The organism is Paraburkholderia sp. RL17-337-BIB-A, from assembly GCF_046025895.1.
Lineage (GTDB): Bacteria > Pseudomonadota > Gammaproteobacteria > Burkholderiales > Burkholderiaceae > Paraburkholderia > Paraburkholderia fungorum_C.
In genome coordinates this window covers 1367404-1385276 of sequence record NZ_JARESY010000002.1, presented here as the reverse complement: position 1 = coordinate 1385276, position 17873 = coordinate 1367404, and the positions used below count along the sequence as shown (strand labels likewise).

Sequence of the window (17873 nt, the reverse complement as noted above, 5' to 3'; positions counted from 1 at the left end):
CGAGTACAGCGGTCCCTCGTCTGTTCGCTGTAACGTCAGATACTCGGTTGTGCAGTCGCTCGGCGTAGGGCGGACGCAACATCGTATCGACGCCCCGTTTACTCGCCCGGATATGCCAGAGTTATGTATGCACAGTTCGCCGTCCGACCACCGCCTTACCTTCCGACGGTCGTTGACCGCACCCGGCCTCGCGATCACGCTGGCTGTGACGAGCTTCAACTTCGTCGGAGGTGTGCGCGCGCCGTCGTCGAGAGTCCGGATAGGTCCAACCAAACTTAGACTGCTCCCAATGCATGCTTTCGACCCACTTCGGCCCCTCGGCAAGGATGCTCCAATGTCTCAGGACGGTTCAACAACGGCCGTTCGCTTCCGCGCGCGACGCAACATCGGACCCGTCAACAGGGGCGACCGGAATCTTGCCGATCATCAAAATGATGACAGGTTTGCGCGAGCATTCGATGCGTCTCGCGATAACGTGCACAGCCAGCGTAATCAAGAGACCGGTCGCACTGCCGGCCACCACGTTGATCAGACGCTCGCTAGCGAAAGTCCACGACTGCCCGGCAACCACGAATGCCATCGCGGCGCAGGCGCAACGCGTGCCGAATGCCATAACGTAGGGCCGAATACAGACGAGTGTCAGCAACGCAGCGAGGATAACCAGGTCTCGCACGAAATAGTCGTGGGGGACCAGCAACCCGACGAAGATACCGGCCGGCACGCCTACGATGGCCCCCGCGATACGATTCCGGAACTTGACTCGGGCGCTCGCCGCACTGCCCGTCACCACGCTCGCCGCTGACCAGATCATCCATTGTCCGCGCTCCATATGCCTCCACTCCACGAGCGCTGCTGCGAGGCCTACGGCGAGTGCTATTGCGATCATCGCCTCGACGTACGGAGCACGATCGCCACGCTCAGAACGCTTCGACCATTTCGCATAGTGCGCTAAATATGAAACCTCTGGACGGCGTTCGCGGTAATGATTGATCGAGGAAATCAGCAGAACCGGCAAGAAAGCAGTCAATACGAAGGGAAGAAGCTCGAACCCGCGATGAATGAGTGCCGATTGCCTCACTCCTTCGGCGCTCTCGCAGGCGAGGTAAAGCACCGGAATGAACGTATAGCTACCGAGTGAGCGCAACTCGCTTCCCCGTGCGGTCACCAAAATCGACCCCATTGCCATTAGGGCAGTGGCTACGACAAACAGTGGTGGATATGCAAGCGAGGCCATCAATACCAGGAAGCCCGCTGCGATGGTTATCCCGTGGGAAATAACCCCGAGCGGAGCGAGATGCGAGCGATCCACTGCGATAGCGGTCGACACCGTCACCAGCGAAACGAGCAACCACTTTGTCTGACCGGAAACCAGCGCGAGGACGATTAACGGGAAAAGGGCCGTCAACGTGCGAACAAGCGCCTTGCTATCGATAGCAGCCCCGATGCGCGACACGGCCGACCCGACAACCTCGTAACGACTTTTTTGCGTCGGCGAAGCGTCGGTTATACGGATAACTGATTGTTCGTCGGACCTTGATTTGGCCATCCCGGAACTCCTGCACTGAATCTTCGTACTCTGCTGCTGCCCTCTCGCGTGTGCGGACAGGTCGATGTGCAAATCCGCGAGTTGACTCGATCCGATCGGTCGTTCCAGGTGAAAGGCGTACCGACCGACGCACTTTCCGGCCTGTCAGCGGCTGCGCATTCGGGCCCTCATGCCCCTTTCGTGGACCAGTGTCAGTCCGCGAGTGCCTGGATCACGTCCCCGGACTGACGCACCAGGCCGAGTCTCGGAAAAATGTAATTAACCGACGCGTGATGATGCTCAGCCGTGGCGCAACTCATCGCATCCTCGGCGAGCACGAGTGTGTAGCCAAGTTCATAGGCAGCTCGTGCCGTCGACTCCACACCGATATTCGTCGAAATTCCGCCGAGCACAATGGTCTTGATGCCACGGCGGCGCAATTGCAGATCGAGTTCCGTGCCGTGAAATGCGTTCCACTGCCGCTTCGTGATCTTGAGGTCATGCTCGGCGGCTTCGAGCGCTTCGGGGAAATCCCACCACGCCGACGGAAGTCCGGCGGCAGGAAGCGCCGCGGGCTGGTCGACGGGTTGCTTCAGCCCGTCGCCGAAATCGTCGCTCCAGCCTACGCGCACCAGCACGACTGGCGCACTGAGTTCCCGAAAGCGCTTCGCGAGCTTCGCTGAGGTCGTCAGCACGGACTCGGCGCTGCGAGGGGCCTTCCCAAAACCAAGGATGCCCTGTTGGAGGTCGATCAGAACGAGTGCCGTAGTTTTGGAGTCAAGTTTCTGCAGCATCTTTTGCCTTCCGTTGAAGTTAGTGAGCCAAAGGTGTATTGTGAGGCTCGTCTCACATTTCTATTTTATGAGCATGTCCTCACAAAAGTCAAACGCAACATTGCGTGCCGAAAGCGGGCAAGCGAAAGCCCCACAGCGTGCACGCGGTCACGCACGGGTCGCAGCGCTGCTGGAGGCAGCGGGTACCGAATTCGCAGACAAGGGATACGACGCAGCAACCATGACGGCGATTGCCTCCCGCGCGGGCGCATCGATTGGCTCGCTGTATCAATTTTTTCCCACCAAGGACCGGATCGCGGGTGCGTTGCTCGAAAGCTATCTGAACGTACTCGCAGAGACGTTCCACGAGCTGCGCGAGGCTGCGCCGTCTCTGGACGTATCGCTGCTTGCGAGCCGGTTGACGAGAACGTTCGTGAAGTTCCGCGCGACCCATCCGGCGTTTGCGGTCCTGGTCGAGACCTACAGTTACGCTCTGCCGCGCACCATGAGCATCCGCGAAAGTCTGCGTAGAGAGATCGAATCCGTGCTGGCTGAAGTGGCGCCGCATCTGGCACCGGCAGAGATCGCCGTCCGTGCCGCCGTGATCCAGCAGATCATGAAGGCGGCCGTCGCGGTTAATGGCGATGCCTCCATAGCCAGTCGTAAAGCTGTCATGGACGAACTGGAGGGCCTTATGCGTCATTACCTGCAGGACGCGATCCAGCGTGCGAACCTGGATACCCTCACGTCTTCATAAGTCTCCAAAGCGTGGTACGTCCAATCCCGAGCGCACGGCTCGCCGCGGCGCGGTTACCGCCGTGTTATTCCAGAGCGCGTTGTACGTCGTCACGGATTACGGCCACGGGCGGCGGACTAACGACATTGCCATTGGATACCGCCGCGACAGACGGTGCATGCATGCGTCCGAACTCCGAAAAAACGTCCGGCAGATCCTGCCACGCGCCGTTCGCGGCATCGCCCAGATAATCGCCGCGCGCGCTATCAGGTTCTCAAGCGCAACTGGCCGATGTGGCCCGAAGGGGCGATAGCGGTGTGACGTTTGCACACTGCCTGAAACGGTTCGCGCTTGTGTGCCATGTAGTCAATTTTCAGGCTCCGCACCATGAGCCATACCATTGATGTTTTTCTGCGCAACAGAGCGCCGCTCTGGCATTAGCCGGTTGGCAAGACCCGGGTCCAACGGCAGATCTGCCCCTCACATCCGGACGTTCGTGAACGCAATTCGAAGGGCTTTTTATGGCCGGCAGTACCCGCTCGGTATCTGGTGAATTAGCGGCCGCACGCTATGCCACTCGGCGATGCGCAACCATTCGAATACCGCGAGGCGGACGTCAGCGGCGACATAGAGGAACTGGCGGCTAGCACGAGAAACCCCAACTACGCCGCGAAAATGCTTGGGTACGAGCGTAAGACTTTTGGCGACATGATCCACACGATGAAAGATGGTCTTGACCTGGGCGGAGACGATAACGTCATCTAGCACGACAACGGCGATATCGAATTCGACGGCAAGATATCGGCAACATGCACAATTACCAAAGGTCGATATGGAATCACATCAACTTGCACATGCATCATTTTCAATTGCAGGAGATCAGGTAATACCCGAGTTCTGGACTAACTATTTCGGCGTTAAACCTGACACGGCGATTGTCAAAGGCGAGCCGTTCATCACCCCATCTGGCCGAACCAGCCGCATGCCCGGACGGACCAGCGTGTGGGGCGTGCGCAGCAAATCCGCTGTTCGGAACGACCTCCTCACACCCCATTTGCGGTATCTCGTCGAGTACCTTGAGCTGCCTCGCGCCGACCTTCGCGACTTACTGAACAAACAGGCCGCGCGAATCCGCTCCTTTTGCTACTGGGCCAATTACACAGGCGACCGTGTACCCGATGTACCCGACGATATCCGCGCAATGATGGAGTCTCTCGGCGGCATCATAGAGATCGACGAATATCGGTAGCGGGTTACTTTCGTGTTTTGGTTGACAGCTTTAATCACTACACACCGGACCCACAATCGCCTCGTCCACCACCCCCTGCTCGCTGCGCCCAAAACTCGCGAGCGCTGCGAGCCCCAGCAGCGCCAAACCGCTGCCGAAAAGAAAGTCGGCGGAAATGCCAACGTGGTCGACCACCACGCCGCCAATGAGCGAACCCAACGCGATCGCCACCTGGATGATGCTGACAAACAGCGCCGAACCCGCTTCCGGCGAATCCGGCGCAGCGCGTTGAATCCAGACGCTGAAACAGAGCGGCAGCGCCCCGAACGAAACACCCCACGCGAGGACGAGCGCCGCAACACCGATCGACGAATGCTGCAACAGCGGCATCGCCAGCAGCGCGAACATGAGCAGGGAAACCATCACGGCCACGGACGTTTTCAGGTTACGAGCCACTGTCGATGAAACGGCGAAGTTCGACACGAAGCCAATAATGCCGAAGCCAAGCAATAGCCACGTAATCGTCGACATGGTGAAATTCGCGTTGCGCAGCAGGAACGGCGTGATGTACGTGTACGAGGAGAAATGCGCGCCGAATACGAGCGCCACCATCAGCATGCTTCTACGCGGATGCGGGCGGCGCATCAATGACACCAGATCGCGCATCCGCAATGCGGCGTTTGACGGCAACGACGGCACGAAGACGAACTGGGCCACGAGCGCGATCGCGACAAGTACGCTGGTGGCCATGAACGAAGCACGCCACGACGCGAAGCTCGCGATGAAAGTACCGAGCGGCACACCGATTACCGTTGCGCAGGTCACGCCGGTCAGGATGGTCGCCATGGCTTTGGCCGAATCTTTCGGCTGCACGAGGCGCCCCGATGCCGCCGTCGCCAGAGTCCAGAATCCGCCCAGCGCCGCGCCGAGCAACGCGCGCCCGAGCAGCAGGAGCAGAAAATTGGGCGCGAGGGCCGAGATCAGATTCGACGCCAGCAACAATGCTGTGAGCAGCAGAAACACACGCCGGCGATCCATCCGTCCGGCCACCAGCATCGAACCAGGCGCGGAGATGGCGGCAATCACACCCGGCACAGTCACCATCAATCCTGCGGTGCCGGGCAGCACGTCCAGATCGGCGGCTACACGCGGCAGCAGTCCAACGGGTAAAAACTCCGTGGTCACGAATGCGAACGCACCGATTGCCACGGCTCCGACAGCGAGCCAGGAACGCAGAGACGACGAGGCGCTATCGTCCGGCGAGGCAGCGCCCGCCGGCAGATTATTTTCCATCAACATAGTATTTTTTGCGAGTCACTAAACAACGGGTGGGATTGGAGCAGTCGCACCGAGCTAATCAATTCACGGGCAGCGCACCACGATTAAAAAAGCAGGCGATATTTGCCTGCTTGTGATTTGCGCCCGAAAACCGGTGGGTGGAGACCTGAACGGAACACACCATAACATCGTATTAAATCGCCCGCTGGCCACTCCGTAAAATCGCAGTTGGGCGTGGGGGTATTTCTATCAGTATGGCGGGCGCGGATGACACGGTTATTTCGCGCGTCGTTCAGATCACGCGGCGCGGGCGGACCACATGATTGGTTCGCGCATCGTTTCGATCATGCGGCGCGCGTGGAGACAGGGTTGGTTCGCGTATCGAAGTGCTGGAGGCGGTACGTGCTGCTCCCTCACCGCCTCCTGAACTGCCGGTCTGTCATTGACCAAAATAGATCCTGCATTGCGGCCCGGAAGAGCATGGCCGCTCCTGCCGGCCTCCCGCTTCCTCCGTGCCGGCGGCAACACCGCCATAAGAGACGTTCTGCACCGCTTGCGCACCGGGCATCATGGCCCGCCCGGTTTCACCAAACGACATGTCGGTGGTGGCCTGTGCTGATTCGTTCGCGTTCTGCATGAACGCCCGGCTCGGCACAGCTTCGTCCTGCGGACCATCCAGCGCGCCGGCTGGGTTCGGCGCCAGAAAGAGCGCGATGCTTGCCAGCGCCATCAATAAACGTAGTTTCATGTCCAGACTCCTCGAATCCGGCGCAGCAGCGCTCATCCCCCTCAAAAAGAATCGATCCGCGAAAAACGCCACGTCACCAAATCGAACTGACGGACGGGCGAATGCCTATGCGGGACTGCTGCCGCGAGTCACCGAACTAAACGAGTAAATAGTTGCCAGACCTGAAACCGATGTCGGGCGGCCGCGCATGGCTTGCCGGAACCGGTCGCCACCAGGCTGGAAACGCGGATTGTCGCTCCGCTGTTTCGTTATAGGTCGGCCGCCCGGGATTTCAATCCCGGCGATGCGGACTGGGTTAGCGGCGTCGGCGGGAGCCCTATTGGGGACATTCAGGGGCATTCGACAACAAAATCAGTGGGGTCAGCGCATGCTTTACCCGAACAGTGCGCTATGATGCTGGAATAACACACACAATCAGCCCGCGCGAGGCACCGGCGAGAGACGGAGCGTGGGCATGAGACAGGCCATTCGCGATCAGTGCATCGTCATCACCGTCTTTTCCATAGCGGCTATCAGGCTTATCCAGCCGTACCTTGCCGCGCGGCGGAGTGCTTGAATATTCACTGATTGTCACCGATTGGTAGCGATTGATACCGATCGGCACGGCCAGCCGTATAGGCGGCGTGGTCAGGTATATGCAACAACGCATTTATGGAACACCGTTTTTGGCGTTGCCACTGGGATTTCCTTCGATCAATAACTTTACCGCGAGCGGACTCCATTCACTTGGGCTCAATGCTTTCGCGGGTTCCCCTCGCAATCTGTAATTGACAGAACGCCGGACGCTTTAGAAGGACGAATATCTTATGGACGAAAGGAAGCGAGATAGCATGATTGCGTATCTCCGCCACCGCATGGAAGAGTTTGGTATCAAACCAGAAGACCTCGCCGCGGTGCTGGCGGCCGAACCGAAGGGGCAAAAGGCTGAGCGCTACCGCAGCGCAACGGGAGATAGCTGGGACGGCCAGGGCGAAATGCCCCAATGGCTTAAACAGGCAATCAGTGCAGGTCAATCAATTGACCATTTCGAATTAACGGCCGCGCCAGCCCCCGCTCCGCAGCCGAGAAAGCAGGTGGATTGGTTAAACGACCCGTTCGCCGGCAGCCCGCTCGCGCGCCCGAACAATCGCTAAACCGTCAGGCTGTTGAAGCGCCAGCGCGAAGACATATAACCGCACTTTCCTGACGGCAACAGGAGGTCGGCACGTTCGTCGACGCTGTCAAAGCGCGGGCGGATATTCACTGCGCGTGGCCAGCACAAGCCGGCGATCCGATGCTCGCGGCAGCGTCTCGCGCCACCGCGTACTGCGGCAGTTCAATGAATGTGCTGAGCTGCCGCACGATTTGCCAGAAGACCTTTTCGAACAAACGGACTCGTTCCGGCTCGGGCATTTCATCGGCGAGCGGATCGGCAAACGTCCAGAGACACATTGAAGGTTCACCCGGAAAGAGCGGCGCACGATGCCCGGCGACACTCGCGTCCATGGCAATGACGAGATCCATTCGCGGCGCCCATTCGCCTGTGAATTCCAGCCAGCTTTTCGGACTGAGCACGCCGAGATCTGAAACGCCCGGCCGCAATTGCGCGATCGCAATGGGATGAACGCGCGCGGCGGGCTCCGGCCCCGCGCTGAATGCGTCGAACCGGTGGCCTGCCAGTTCGCGCAGTAAAGCTTCGGCCATGATGCTGCGTGCCGAATTCTCGCGACAGAGAAACAGCACCTTGTATTTTCTGCTCACGCTCACCCCGTCCTTATGTTTTTTTTATCTCTCTACGCAGTCTGCTGGTCCAGTCTTGCGCTCTCGTGACACTACGATGACCTAAATTGCTGCGCTACGAGAATTTGTACCAGGACGGTCAATTCGCGGGTATCGCGGGTGGCATTTGCGACGAAGTGTAGCAGCGCAAAGTCGCATCTTTCAGTATGCTGGCAGCCGCGCGCCCGTCAGGCGACCTCCGCGGTAACCGCAGGCGTGCATTGAAAAATCCCACAGCAACTAGAGACACATGAACGCTACAACGCTGAACCCTGCCGCCGACCGGGACAAACTGGAGTCCCTCGCTTACGCCAAAGTCACCTGGCGCCTCTTGCCGTTTTTGTTTCTCTGCTACGTCGCGGCCTATCTCGACCGCGTCAACGTCGGTTTTGCGAAGCTGCAAATGCTCAACGACCTGCACTTCAGCGACACGGTTTACGGACTGGGCGCGGGTATTTTCTTCATCGGCTATTTCTTTTTCGAAGTGCCCAGCAATGTTCTGATGCACCGTTTTGGCGCACGGGTGTGGATCAGCCGCATCATGATCACGTGGGCGCTCATCTCAGCCGCCACCTTGTTCGTGACCACGCCAACCCAGTTCTACGCGTTGCGATTCCTGCTCGGTATCGCCGAGGCCGGCTTCTTCCCAGGCATTGTGCTGTACCTCACGTACTGGTATCCGGGTGCGCGTCGTAGCCGCGTCAACGCGCTGTTCATGATGGGGATTCCTGTCGCCGGCGTGCTCGGCGGTCCGTTGTCAGGCTGGATCATGCAAGCATTCAATGGCGTGCATGGTCTCGCGAACTGGCAGTGGCTTTTCGTGCTGGAAGGCATTCCTTCGATCGCGCTCGGTGTCCTCACGCTGAAGTACCTGCCTAACGGAATCCGCTCGGCAAAATGGTTGACCGAAGAAGAAAAGACATTGCTCGAACAACGCGTCGCGGAAGATGGCGCCGGCAAGCTGCACGCATCGTTGTCGAGTGTGTTGAGCAACGGCCGGGTGTGGTTCATGGCCGGGATTTACTTCTGCTGCATGATGGGTCTCTACGGCGTGAGCTTTTATCTGCCAACGCTCATCAAGACCGCGGGCGTGAAGGATGCCTTGAACGTCGGCATGCTCACTGCGATCCCTTATGGGTGTGCGATCGTCGCCATGCTATTGATTGCCCGCAGCGCCGACCGCTTGCGCGAGCGACGCTGGCATTTCGCTGCCGCGGGTCTGATGGCGAGCCTGGGACTGCTGGCCGCTACTGTTTTCAGTTCGAACGTCGTCCTTGCGATGATCGCGCTTTCAGTCGGCACGGCGGGCGTGCTCGCCACGATGCCCGTTTTCTGGGCGTGGCCTGGCGCGATGCTCGGCGGCACCGCGGCCGCCGCCGGCATCGGTCTGATCAACTCGGTTGGCAATCTGGCGGGGTTCGTCAGCCCGACCGTCGTCGGGTGGATGAAGGACGTCACGAACAGCACCAATGCGGGCATGTATGTGATTGCAGCCGCGCTCTTCGCCGGCGCATGTCTCGCCTTTTTCCAACCGCGCGAGAAGGTCGGCAAGTAAGCGCCTGGAGGCGGCCTCAGTGCCGCCTGGATGTGTCGCCTGGATGTGTCGCCTGGATGTGCCGCCTGGATGCCGCACGCCTGAGTGCCGTTTGCCGTGCCGCCTGAGTGCCACCTCTGAGTGGCCGCCTCTGAGTGGCCGCCTGTGTGCCGCCTGCGTGCCGCGTCAATACCGCTCTAATGCCGCCGCTTCTCTCGTGGCGGCATCCCTTCAGACAGAAGCCCCACTTTCGCGCCGTTCAGACACGATCCGATTTGCGGCGTCACTTGCGCCATCAGACGCCGCCGGTGAAGTTTCGAACAGCATCGCCGCGGGCTGTGCGCTGATCGCCTTGACCCCGTTCACGATGCCAGGCGCCGCGACGTAGGGGATGAACGCCGCCGCTGCAACGACAAAAATAAAGGTAATCATGGCCGTCGTGCCTCTCGGGATCTGCAACATGGAGGTCGAGCGAAGCGGGTCTTTCGCGAAGGAAGTCGAGCCAGCGACAGGGAGATGAGCAGCGGGCACGCGTGCCACCTTGTGCCCGGCATACCGATGAGTCCGCCACCCGCATGCGTGGCAATGAGGAACCGCCGCTCTTCATTCGGCAATAGAACGACACATGTCACGGACATGTCTTTGATTCTAGAAGCGGATATTGGAACGCTAAAGGCCGCGCTCCATATCAATTCGGTCTACGTCTCGGGTCTAACGGCCAAAACCATCTCATCAAAACCGCAAGCCATTCAGGAACTGAAACCAGAGACCACTCAATACGCCGGCAGGATGAGCATCACTGGCATTTTCTTCGCGCTTGCCCGGGTTGCCGTGGTTACCTGGTGTGCCACGATTGGCGGTATCGCCGTTGACCGTAGCTGCCTCCGTGCTGGCTGAAACGTCAGGCACGTCCGCCGCTTTCGCCACCGCCTCGGCGGCAGCCTCCGCCTTCTCGGCCTCGCGCCGCGACGCCTGCAATGCCGACACACTGTCGGCGATCTGCGCGGCCCGCCGCGCCTCGCATCGACGTCCCAGCAGCACGCCGAATAACACATCGCGATTGTGGCCCTCATCGGAGAAACGCATGGCGAGCGACACCATCTCGGCATAGGCCGCTTGGTCCGCGGCACGCGCCGCCGCCTCGCGTTCGGCTTGCGCTTTTTGCTGACGCGTCCGCTGCGCTTCCCAGCCGCGCATCTGCTCGCTATAGACCGCGTCGTACACTTTGCGCTGCGCGGCGTCGGAGAGAATCGCGTACGCGTCCTTGATTTCCTGGAAGGTGGCGCGCGCCACTTCTTCGGCGCCGCTGTTACGGTCCGGATGCCATTTCATCGCGGCCTTGCGATAGGCCCGCTTGATTTCTTCGTCCGTGGCGTGCGCGTGCACACCGAGCGTGTCATATAGGGTTGCCATCGCTTGCTCGACCTCGCCGGGAATCACTGGCGGACCATCGTAGCATGCAAAAAACGGCTTTATCGTGAAGCGGCAAGCGCTGAGGCGACTGAAAGACCGGACAAAGACCCAAAAAAAGCCTCACCACTGGCGTAGCGAGGCCGAGTCCCATGTCAAGGAGATGTCATGGAGGAGACAGCTCAATCATAGCCGCGCGTCATCGCGCCCCCAAACAATGGTTCGCCATATGCTTATCCCGCGTGGCTTCAACTGCATTGCACAGGGCCGGGGATCTGCTTCGAAACCGCCGCCAGACAGCCCGTTGGGGCGCCGATAACCCCGCGCGGTTATATCGTTAGAACAAAAAGTCGCTTCGCCGGGGTCGCGGCGGTCATTAAGATGACACTTCAAAGTCCGGTTCGCCCCGGTGCGTCTGCGCGCAGCCCCGCGCCAGCGTCCCGTGAGCCGCTACCGAAGGAGCATTTCGTTGACCAGTTTCGATCATCTCCGCCGGCCGCTCGTTATCGGCATCGGCGGCACGACACGCGCGGCGTCGTCGACCGAGCGCGCGCTCGGCTTTGCGTTGCGCGGCGCGCAAGCCGCGGGCGCGGAGACCCGCCTGTTCGGCGGGACCTTCCTGCATAGCCTGCCCCACTACGCGCCGGAAAACCCGCAACGCACTGCCGAACAGCTCGAACTGATCGAAGCCGTGCGCCACGCGGACGCGCTGATCATCGCGACGCCCGGCTATCACGGCGGCGTCTCGGGCCTCGTCAAGAACGCGCTCGACACGCTCGAAGAACTGCGCGCCGACGAGCGCCCGTATCTGGATGGCCGCGCAGTCGGCTGTATCGTTACCGCTTATGGCTGGCAGGCTGCGGGCTCGGTGCTGACATCGCTGCGCTCGATCGTTCACGCGCTGCGCGGCTGGCCTACGCCATTCGGCGCCGGGATCAATACGCTGGAAACGCGTTTCGACACCGTCGACACCTGTTCCGACGCCAAGGTGGTCGATCAGCTCGCCACGGTCGGCCAGCAGGCCGCCCAATTCGCCCTGGCGTTCAACGCGCATCGCACGCCGAGCGCCGCGCCGCTCGCCCCCGCAGTCAAGGAAGCACAACCTGCCCGCCTGCTGCACGCCGTGTAAGCGCGAACCGCACGACATCGTGGACCGCGGCTTGCGGTCCACGAACGCTCCACAACCTTCCTTACCCGCCGTTTTCGTCGACGCGGCCGCGCCGCCCCGCTCCAAACCGTGCGCCACATAACAGACCATCCGTCGACAAGGCTGGATAGTGTTGTCACATCCAGCGACTATGCTCCGACCAGGCCTCCTGAAGACCGTTCCCGAACTTCGCTGATTTGCTTACGACGAAAGATTGGTTCACCCGCTGCGCGGCGCGGCTTACGCTTGATCTGCCCGCTCACCACCGGTTGCCTGACGCACAGGGTTGCGTCCCGCGTGCCGGCTCCTGGCAACACACGCGGGCACACTTACTGCCACGATCATGAATTCAAATATCCGCTACAAAGGTTACGAAGTCGCACCGGCTGCGCAACGGCTGCCCAACGGCCTGTTCGCCGCCAACCTGACCATCGAGAAAACCACCACAAGCCCGGGCCAGGCCTACTCGTTCGACGCGCTAGACTACTTCTTCGACGAAGAGCACGCGCTTGCCTATGCGTTCCGCTGGGGACGCATGTGGATCGACAACCGGCAGTAACGGCAACAGGGCCGCCCGAAGCACTTTGGCGGCCGCTCGCGCCGGTCAGCCGCGCACAACCCACCCAACCGGTTGCCCTGCGCAGCGGCGACGGGCACCCCTGCAACCGTAGGCCATCTTTCCTCACCTGACGTCGATTTTTAAGCGGCTGTGCCAGAATAGGCGACACTTCCGTTCGAGGAGACGCCGGCAATGACATGGACCGTCGATGAACAGTTGGCACTAACCGCCACGGAGGCGGTCGCCGCAATCCAGTCGGGGCGTCTCAAGGCCGCCGACTATATGGCCACGCTGCTGGCGCGCGCCGCAGCTCTCTCGAGCCTCAATGCGCTCACCACGCTCGATCTCGACGGCGCGCTCGCCGCCGCGCAGCGCATCGACGCGTTACCGCCCGAAGCGAAAGCACGCTTACCGCTCGCCGGTTTGCCCATCGTGGTAAAGGACAACATCAATACGGCCGGCTTGCAAACCTCGGCGGGCACGCCCGCTCTCGAGGGCTTCGTGCCGAAGACAAGCGCGCCCTCGGTACAACGGCTGCTCGACGCCGGCGCGGTCGTGCTCGGCAAAGCCAACATGCACGAGCTGGCGTTCGGCATCACCAGCACGAACCTGGCCGTGCACGCCGGGCCGGTGCGCAATCCGTACGACCCCTCGCTGATCCCCGGCGGCTCGTCGGGGGGCACCGCCGTGGCGATCGCCGCGCGCATCGTGCCCGCCGGTCTCGGCACCGACACCGGCGGCTCCACCCGCATCCCGGCCGCGTTGACGGGCACCGTGGGGTTTCGTCCGTCGGTGGGCAACGGCGGCGCCGAGCGGCGCTATCACGACCCGAATGCTGTCGTGCCGATCAGCCACACACGCGACACGGTAGGTCCGATGGCGCGCACGGTCGCCGATATTGCCTTGCTCGACGGCGTGATCACCGGCGCGGGTCCGCTGCCCGCGCTCACGCTGAGCGGCTTGCGTATCGGCTTACCCGCACCGCTCTGGGAAGGACTCGAAAGGCAGGTGGAAGACGTCGCGCGCGCCGCCTTGCGCCGGCTCGAAGCAGCGGGCGTCACCTTCGTGCCCGTCGCGATGAGCGAGCTGGAAACCCTGAACGGCCAGGTAAGCGGGCCGCTCGCGATTCATGAGCCGCGCGAGGACGTGCTCGCCTGGCTCGTCGCCAACGATGCGCCCGTCAGGACCGTCGCCGAACTGGCGGCCCGTATCGCCAGCCCGGACGTGCGCGCGATCTACGACGGCGTGCTCGCCGACGTGCTCGGCGCCCATTACGACGCGGCGCTGAAGCAATGGCGGCCGCGCTTGCAGCAGTATGTCGCGGCGACTTTCGCCGATGAACGGCTCGACGCGCTGCTGTTCCCGACCACGCGTCTCGTCGCGGTGCCGATCGACGACCTGAACGGCTCGTCGACGGTATCGATCGATGGCGCCGCGTCGATCGATACGATGGACGCGTTCCTGCGCAATACGGATCCGGCCAGCACGTCCGGCATTCCGGGTTTGTCGCTGGCGGCGGGGATGAGCGCCAGCGGCTTGCCGGTCGGCCTGGAGCTGGACGGGCCGCTCGGCGACGACCGGCGGCTGCTGGCAATCGGCGTCGCAGTCGAACAAGTGCTCGGTGCGTTGCCGGCCCCTGTGCTTTGACGGCCTTAAAGATGCCTTTGGTTTCGCCGCGGGTGATTGTCAGACTGATGTTTTCGAGTGCACGAAAACCCGTGGCAGCGGTTTTCGATACGCCGCCGAAGTTGCCATTGAAGTTGCCATTGCAAATGCTGTTGAAACCTCCAATAAAAAAGTATCAATCCGCCTGCCGATGACACTGCGAAAACCCATCCGCCAACGGCTAACCATTCTGCGCATCGCCGCCGCCCTGGCGGTCGCCTTCACCGCCACCGCCTGCGCGCGCCTTGCCGCCGTCGATCCAGACGCGCTCTGGAAAATCGTCGATCTGCGCTGCGTGCCGTCGCAACAGGCCACCGGTACACCGGGCCAATGCACGACCGTCGATCTCGACAAACGCTACGTGATCCTGAAGGATATCGTCGGCCGCTCACAGCATCTGCTGATTCCGACCGACCGCGTCACCGGGATAGAAAGCCCATTCATATTGGCGCCGCACGCACAGGACTACTGGGACGATGCATGGGCGTCGCGGCTTTATGTCGAGAAGTCCGTCAAGCGGTCCTTGCCCGACAATCAACTCGGCCTCGAAATCAACTCGCAATACCGCCGCTCGCAAAACCAGTTGCATATCCATATCGATTGCCTGCACGGCAATGTGAGCGACGCCCTCGCGCGTCACGCGAAGGACGCGCCAGGCGAGTGGCATTGGGACACGCTCGACGGCCAACGCTACCGGATCATGCGCGTCACCTCGCTCACTCAGGCGAACAATCCGTTTCGCATCGTCGCGCGTGACAACAGGAACGCCGCAGCAATGGCGATGCAAACCATCCTCGTGACGGGCGCGGGGCCATCGGCGCAGAAGGACGGCTGGCTCATCGTGAATAGCGGCCTCGATGCAGACAACGGCAGCGGCACGGCGGAAAGTTTGCTCGATCACGCCTGCCGGGTGGCGGACGGTGGTTGACGACTCCTCTGCGGAAAATTGACGAGTGCCTTGCAAGGCCTGCCTGTCGCCCGGCGACGGCTGACTGACACCGACCAGGGCGCCGGCCAAGGCACAGCGATATGTCCCTCCGCTCTATGCACGTTTTTGCAGATGCATTGCTGAACAAAATGGTTCTAGCCGCGTGAATTGGTCCGTAGGATCGGTCTAAACCTGCATTCCGACCGATCCAGCCGATGGCGATTTACCTCGACGACCCGCAACGCAAAGCACTCGCCCGCCAGGCTGCAAGCTGGACATGGCGCACGCAATGGCCGACGTGGCTGCTGATCGTCACGATCTACGGCGGATGGTTCGGCGTGGCGACGCATGCGCGCGCGCTCGGCCTGCCGCTAACCACCGTGCTGCTGGCGTTGCTCGGCACGTGGTACATGTCCCTGCAACATGAATTGCTCCACGGTCACCCGACCCGCTCACCGCTCTTCAACGCACTGCTCGGGTTCGCGCCGCTCGCGGTGTGGTTTCCATATGGCGTCTATCGTGATTCGCATCTGCAGCATCACGACGATCCGCATCTGACGCGCCCTGAGCGCGATCCCGAAAGTTATTTCGTCAGCCAGCATGTGTGGCAACGTGCGGGTTTCGCGATTCGCGCGCTGCTGACCTTCCGCAATACGTTCGTCGGCCGCTTGCTGGTCGGACCCGCTTTTGCCATTGCGGCAACGGGCGCGGACGCGCTCGACAAAATCAAACACGGCGATTGGCGCGACGTGCCGACATGGCTCGCGCATCTGGCCGTGCTAGCCGCGCTGACGGTGTGGCTTCAACGCGCCTGCGGAATCCCTGCGTGGGTGTTTATCGTCGGCGCGGGTTATGGCTCGTTGTCGTTGGGCTCGATCCGCTCGTTTCAGGAACATCGGGCGGCACAGGCTCACGAGCATCGCACCGTCATCAACGAGGCGGCCTGGTTCTGGCGGTTGCTGTTCCTGAACAATAACTACCATCTGGTGCACCATGACTTGCCGCATGTGCCGTGGTTCGCGCTTCGACGGGTCTTTGAAATGTCTCGCCAGCAGTACATAGAACGCTCGGGGGACTTTCTGGTAAAAGGTTACAGCGAATGGCTGAGGCTTTACGCATTTGCTTCAGTGGCCTATCCGGTCTATGGGGATCCATCCGACGCGATCCAGGAGAATCCGCCTGCTACCGACAATTTTGCAGGCAAATTGCCGGTAAATTCATGATGGTTATCCGGTCCCAATTCCGCGTCCACACCGATGGGCGCTTTCATCCCGAACTACCCGCTAGACCTTTCTGTATCTGATGGGAGGAAATCACGGTGTTTGCAACGTGCCGTCTTTCAATCTCGTCTGTGTCCACGTCGTGACAGTGTTCTCGCACGGATACTTCGCCGCCTCGGCTTCGTTGATGTCCACGCCGAGCCCGGGCTTGTCATTGGCGTAGACGTAACCGTCCCGGAACTCGGGAAGCCCCGGGAATACGTCGAGCAGTGCGGCTCCCGGACCTTTGAGTTCCTGGATCACGAAGTTTGGCGGCTCGGTGCCGGACCATTCCTGGACGCCGAAATTGCGCGAAGCCAGATCGATGTGGATGTTGGCCGCATGCGCCATCGGCGACATGTCGCCCGGTCCATGCCACGCCGTCCTCACACCGAACTGCTCGGCAAATATCTGCAGCTTGCGACCTGCGGTGATGCCGCCGATCTGACTCAGATGCACGCGGATATAGTCAACCAGCCGTTCGGTAATCAGGAAGCGCCATTCATACGGATTGTTGAAGAGCTCGCCCTGAGCCAACGGTGTGGTCGTCTTCGCGCGCAGTTGCCGCATCCATTCGCCCTCCTCCAGCGGGATTGCGTCTTCGAGAAAGAACAGGTCGTACTGTTCCAGCTCGCACGCAAAGCGGATCGCTTCGACCGGTTTCAGACGTTCGTGCACGTCGTGACACAAAGCGACGTCAAAGCCGAGCTTGCTGCGAATGCCGTCGAACAGCTTGAGCGTTTCGCGCATGTACTTCCTGCTGTCGAGATACACCCCGTGCGCCGAACCTGACGGCGCGCCCGACGGCGCCTTGCCATAGCCACCCCCGCCATAACCGCCGCTCTGACAACGAATATGCGTGATCCCCTGCTCGCGATACTTCTGGATGTTCTCGCAGAGCTCGTTGAGGTCGCGGCCATCGGCATGCCGGTAAATCGGCACACCTTCACGGCATTTGCCGCCGAACAACTGATACAACGGCATGTTCGCCTGCTTGCCCTTGATATCCCACAGCGCCATGTCGACGCCGGAAATTGCATTGTTCTCGATCGGCCCGTTACGCCAGTACGCGTTCTGGTGCATCAGTTGCCATAGCTCCTCGATCGCCTCAGCATCGCGGCCGATCAGCAGCGGCCGCAGATACTCCTCGATGAGGCACTTCACGGCGACGTGCCGGTAAGCGAACGTCGCGCAGCCGAGGCCGACCAGACCCGGCTGATTCGTCTCCACCTTCACGACGATCAGGTTGATGCCTTCCGGCGCGGTCAGGATGACCTTTACATCGGTAATCAGGGTTGCCATTTTGAGCCTGCCAAAAACGAATC

At 61.1% G+C, this 17873-nt stretch carries 18 protein-coding genes and 1 pseudogene; 10 read left to right on the top strand and 9 right to left on the bottom strand.

Annotated elements, in window-relative coordinates; genetic code table 11:
* Positions 1-349: 349 nt before the first annotated feature.
* Positions 350-1546: an FUSC family protein gene (locus P0D84_RS27095; RefSeq protein WP_408341726.1), complete on the bottom strand. Its 1197-nt coding sequence runs from the start codon at positions 1544-1546 to the stop codon at positions 350-352.
* Positions 1547-1737: 191 nt separating this feature from the next.
* Positions 1738-2319, bottom strand: a complete 582-nt coding sequence (locus P0D84_RS27090) for a hydrolase (protein ID WP_408341725.1) — start codon at positions 2317-2319, stop codon at positions 1738-1740.
* Here P0D84_RS27090 and P0D84_RS27085 point away from each other — a divergent pair.
* On the top strand, positions 2258-3055 hold the full coding sequence (locus P0D84_RS27085) for a TetR/AcrR family transcriptional regulator (RefSeq protein WP_408341724.1): 798 nt from the start codon (positions 2258-2260) through the stop codon (positions 3053-3055). The two genes, P0D84_RS27090 and P0D84_RS27085, sit on opposite strands and share 62 nt — an antisense overlap.
* On the opposite strand, the pseudogene P0D84_RS27080 reads toward P0D84_RS27085, so the two are convergent.
* Positions 3042-3086, bottom strand: a pseudogene (locus P0D84_RS27080) (hypothetical protein); the annotation flags it as partial. The gene P0D84_RS27085 and the pseudogene P0D84_RS27080 sit on opposite strands and share 14 nt — an antisense overlap.
* Positions 3087-3604: 518 nt before the next feature.
* On the opposite strand from P0D84_RS27080, the gene P0D84_RS27075 reads away from it, so the two are divergent.
* Positions 3605-3799, top strand: coding sequence for a hypothetical protein (locus P0D84_RS27075; protein ID WP_408341723.1), 195 nt, complete (start codon positions 3605-3607; stop codon positions 3797-3799).
* A 67-nt stretch (positions 3800-3866) separates the two neighbouring features.
* Positions 3867-4283, top strand: coding sequence for a DUF4279 domain-containing protein (locus P0D84_RS27070; protein WP_408341722.1), 417 nt, complete (start codon positions 3867-3869; stop codon positions 4281-4283).
* 30 nt (positions 4284-4313) lie between these two features.
* Here the strand turns inward: P0D84_RS27070 and P0D84_RS27065 are convergent, their stop codons facing one another.
* Entirely contained in the window at positions 4314-5561 is a 1248-nt protein-coding gene (locus tag P0D84_RS27065) for an MFS transporter (protein WP_408341721.1), read from the bottom strand.
* A 418-nt stretch (positions 5562-5979) separates the two neighbouring features.
* Positions 5980-6288: a hypothetical protein gene (locus P0D84_RS27060; RefSeq protein WP_408341720.1), complete on the bottom strand. Its 309-nt coding sequence runs from the start codon at positions 6286-6288 to the stop codon at positions 5980-5982.
* 806 nt (positions 6289-7094) lie between these two features.
* Here P0D84_RS27060 and P0D84_RS27055 point away from each other — a divergent pair.
* Positions 7095-7421, top strand: coding sequence for an H-NS histone family protein (locus tag P0D84_RS27055; RefSeq protein ID WP_179741007.1), 327 nt, complete (start codon positions 7095-7097; stop codon positions 7419-7421).
* Between the two features lie 106 nt (positions 7422-7527).
* On the opposite strand, the gene P0D84_RS27050 is transcribed toward P0D84_RS27055, so the two are convergent.
* Entirely contained in the window at positions 7528-8028 is a 501-nt protein-coding gene (locus tag P0D84_RS27050; protein ID WP_408341719.1) for an arsenate-mycothiol transferase ArsC, read from the bottom strand.
* Positions 8029-8296: 268 nt separating this feature from the next.
* Here P0D84_RS27050 and P0D84_RS27045 point away from each other — a divergent pair, with 268 nt between their 5' ends.
* Positions 8297-9601 (top strand): MFS transporter, encoded by a 1305-nt coding sequence (locus P0D84_RS27045; protein ID WP_408341718.1) that lies wholly within the window; start codon positions 8297-8299, stop codon positions 9599-9601.
* Positions 9602-9811: 210 nt separating this feature from the next.
* Here the strand turns inward: P0D84_RS27045 and P0D84_RS27040 are convergent, their stop codons facing one another.
* Positions 9812-10012 carry a hypothetical protein gene (locus P0D84_RS27040; RefSeq protein ID WP_408341717.1) on the bottom strand — a complete coding sequence of 67 codons (201 nt, stop codon included), beginning with the start codon at positions 10010-10012 and terminating at the stop codon, positions 9812-9814.
* A gap of 300 nt (positions 10013-10312) precedes the next feature.
* Positions 10313-10993 carry a J domain-containing protein gene (locus tag P0D84_RS27035; RefSeq protein WP_408341716.1) on the bottom strand — a complete coding sequence of 227 codons (681 nt, stop codon included), beginning with the start codon at positions 10991-10993 and terminating at the stop codon, positions 10313-10315.
* A 466-nt stretch (positions 10994-11459) separates the two neighbouring features.
* Here P0D84_RS27035 and P0D84_RS27030 point away from each other — a divergent pair, with 466 nt between their 5' ends.
* From P0D84_RS27030 to P0D84_RS27010, 5 genes are all read left to right on the top strand, one after another.
* On the top strand, positions 11460-12119 hold the full coding sequence (locus P0D84_RS27030) for an NADPH-dependent FMN reductase (protein ID WP_408341715.1): 660 nt from the start codon (positions 11460-11462) through the stop codon (positions 12117-12119).
* A 361-nt stretch (positions 12120-12480) separates the two neighbouring features.
* A complete protein-coding gene (locus tag P0D84_RS27025) occupies positions 12481-12696 on the top strand; it encodes a DUF6566 family protein (protein WP_408341714.1) in 216 nt (71 codons plus the stop codon).
* 192 nt (positions 12697-12888) lie between these two features.
* On the top strand, positions 12889-14343 hold the full coding sequence (gene iaaH / locus P0D84_RS27020) for an indoleacetamide hydrolase (protein WP_408341713.1): 1455 nt from the start codon (positions 12889-12891) through the stop codon (positions 14341-14343).
* Positions 14344-14512: 169 nt separating this feature from the next.
* Positions 14513-15289, top strand: coding sequence for a CDP-diacylglycerol diphosphatase (locus P0D84_RS27015; RefSeq protein ID WP_408341712.1), 777 nt, complete (start codon positions 14513-14515; stop codon positions 15287-15289).
* A 215-nt stretch (positions 15290-15504) separates the two neighbouring features.
* Positions 15505-16512, top strand: a complete 1008-nt coding sequence (locus tag P0D84_RS27010; protein WP_408341711.1) for a fatty acid desaturase — start codon at positions 15505-15507, stop codon at positions 16510-16512.
* A gap of 90 nt (positions 16513-16602) precedes the next feature.
* Here P0D84_RS27010 and P0D84_RS27005 read toward each other — a convergent pair whose 3' ends face one another.
* Entirely contained in the window at positions 16603-17850 is a 1248-nt protein-coding gene (locus tag P0D84_RS27005) for an enolase C-terminal domain-like protein (protein ID WP_408341710.1), read from the bottom strand.
* Between the last annotated feature and the right edge of the window lie 23 nt (positions 17851-17873).

Excerpts from the sequence above, each read along its gene's own strand:
- P0D84_RS27095 (WP_408341726.1), bottom strand. The coding sequence starts at position 1,546 with ATGGCCAAATCAAGGTCCGACGAACAATCAGTTATCCGTATAACCGAC.
- P0D84_RS27085 (WP_408341724.1), top strand. The coding sequence starts at position 2,258 with ATGCCCTGTTGGAGGTCGATCAGAACGAGTGCCGTAGTTTTGGAGTCA.
- P0D84_RS27090 (WP_408341725.1), bottom strand. The coding sequence starts at position 2,319 with ATGCTGCAGAAACTTGACTCCAAAACTACGGCACTCGTTCTGATCGAC.
- P0D84_RS27075 (WP_408341723.1), top strand. The coding sequence starts at position 3,605 with ATGCCACTCGGCGATGCGCAACCATTCGAATACCGCGAGGCGGACGTC.
- P0D84_RS27070 (WP_408341722.1), top strand. The coding sequence starts at position 3,867 with ATGGAATCACATCAACTTGCACATGCATCATTTTCAATTGCAGGAGAT.
- P0D84_RS27065 (WP_408341721.1), bottom strand. The coding sequence starts at position 5,561 with ATGTTGATGGAAAATAATCTGCCGGCGGGCGCTGCCTCGCCGGACGAT.
- P0D84_RS27060 (WP_408341720.1), bottom strand. The coding sequence starts at position 6,288 with ATGAAACTACGTTTATTGATGGCGCTGGCAAGCATCGCGCTCTTTCTG.
- P0D84_RS27055 (WP_179741007.1), top strand. The coding sequence starts at position 7,095 with ATGGACGAAAGGAAGCGAGATAGCATGATTGCGTATCTCCGCCACCGC.
- P0D84_RS27045 (WP_408341718.1), top strand. The coding sequence starts at position 8,297 with ATGAACGCTACAACGCTGAACCCTGCCGCCGACCGGGACAAACTGGAG.
- P0D84_RS27040 (WP_408341717.1), bottom strand. The coding sequence starts at position 10,012 with ATGATTACCTTTATTTTTGTCGTTGCAGCGGCGGCGTTCATCCCCTAC.
- P0D84_RS27035 (WP_408341716.1), bottom strand. The coding sequence starts at position 10,993 with ATGGCAACCCTATATGACACGCTCGGTGTGCACGCGCACGCCACGGAC.
- P0D84_RS27025 (WP_408341714.1), top strand. The coding sequence starts at position 12,481 with ATGAATTCAAATATCCGCTACAAAGGTTACGAAGTCGCACCGGCTGCG.
- iaaH (WP_408341713.1), top strand. The coding sequence starts at position 12,889 with ATGACATGGACCGTCGATGAACAGTTGGCACTAACCGCCACGGAGGCG.
- P0D84_RS27015 (WP_408341712.1), top strand. The coding sequence starts at position 14,513 with ATGACACTGCGAAAACCCATCCGCCAACGGCTAACCATTCTGCGCATC.
- P0D84_RS27010 (WP_408341711.1), top strand. The coding sequence starts at position 15,505 with ATGGCGATTTACCTCGACGACCCGCAACGCAAAGCACTCGCCCGCCAG.
- P0D84_RS27005 (WP_408341710.1), bottom strand. The coding sequence starts at position 17,850 with ATGGCAACCCTGATTACCGATGTAAAGGTCATCCTGACCGCGCCGGAA.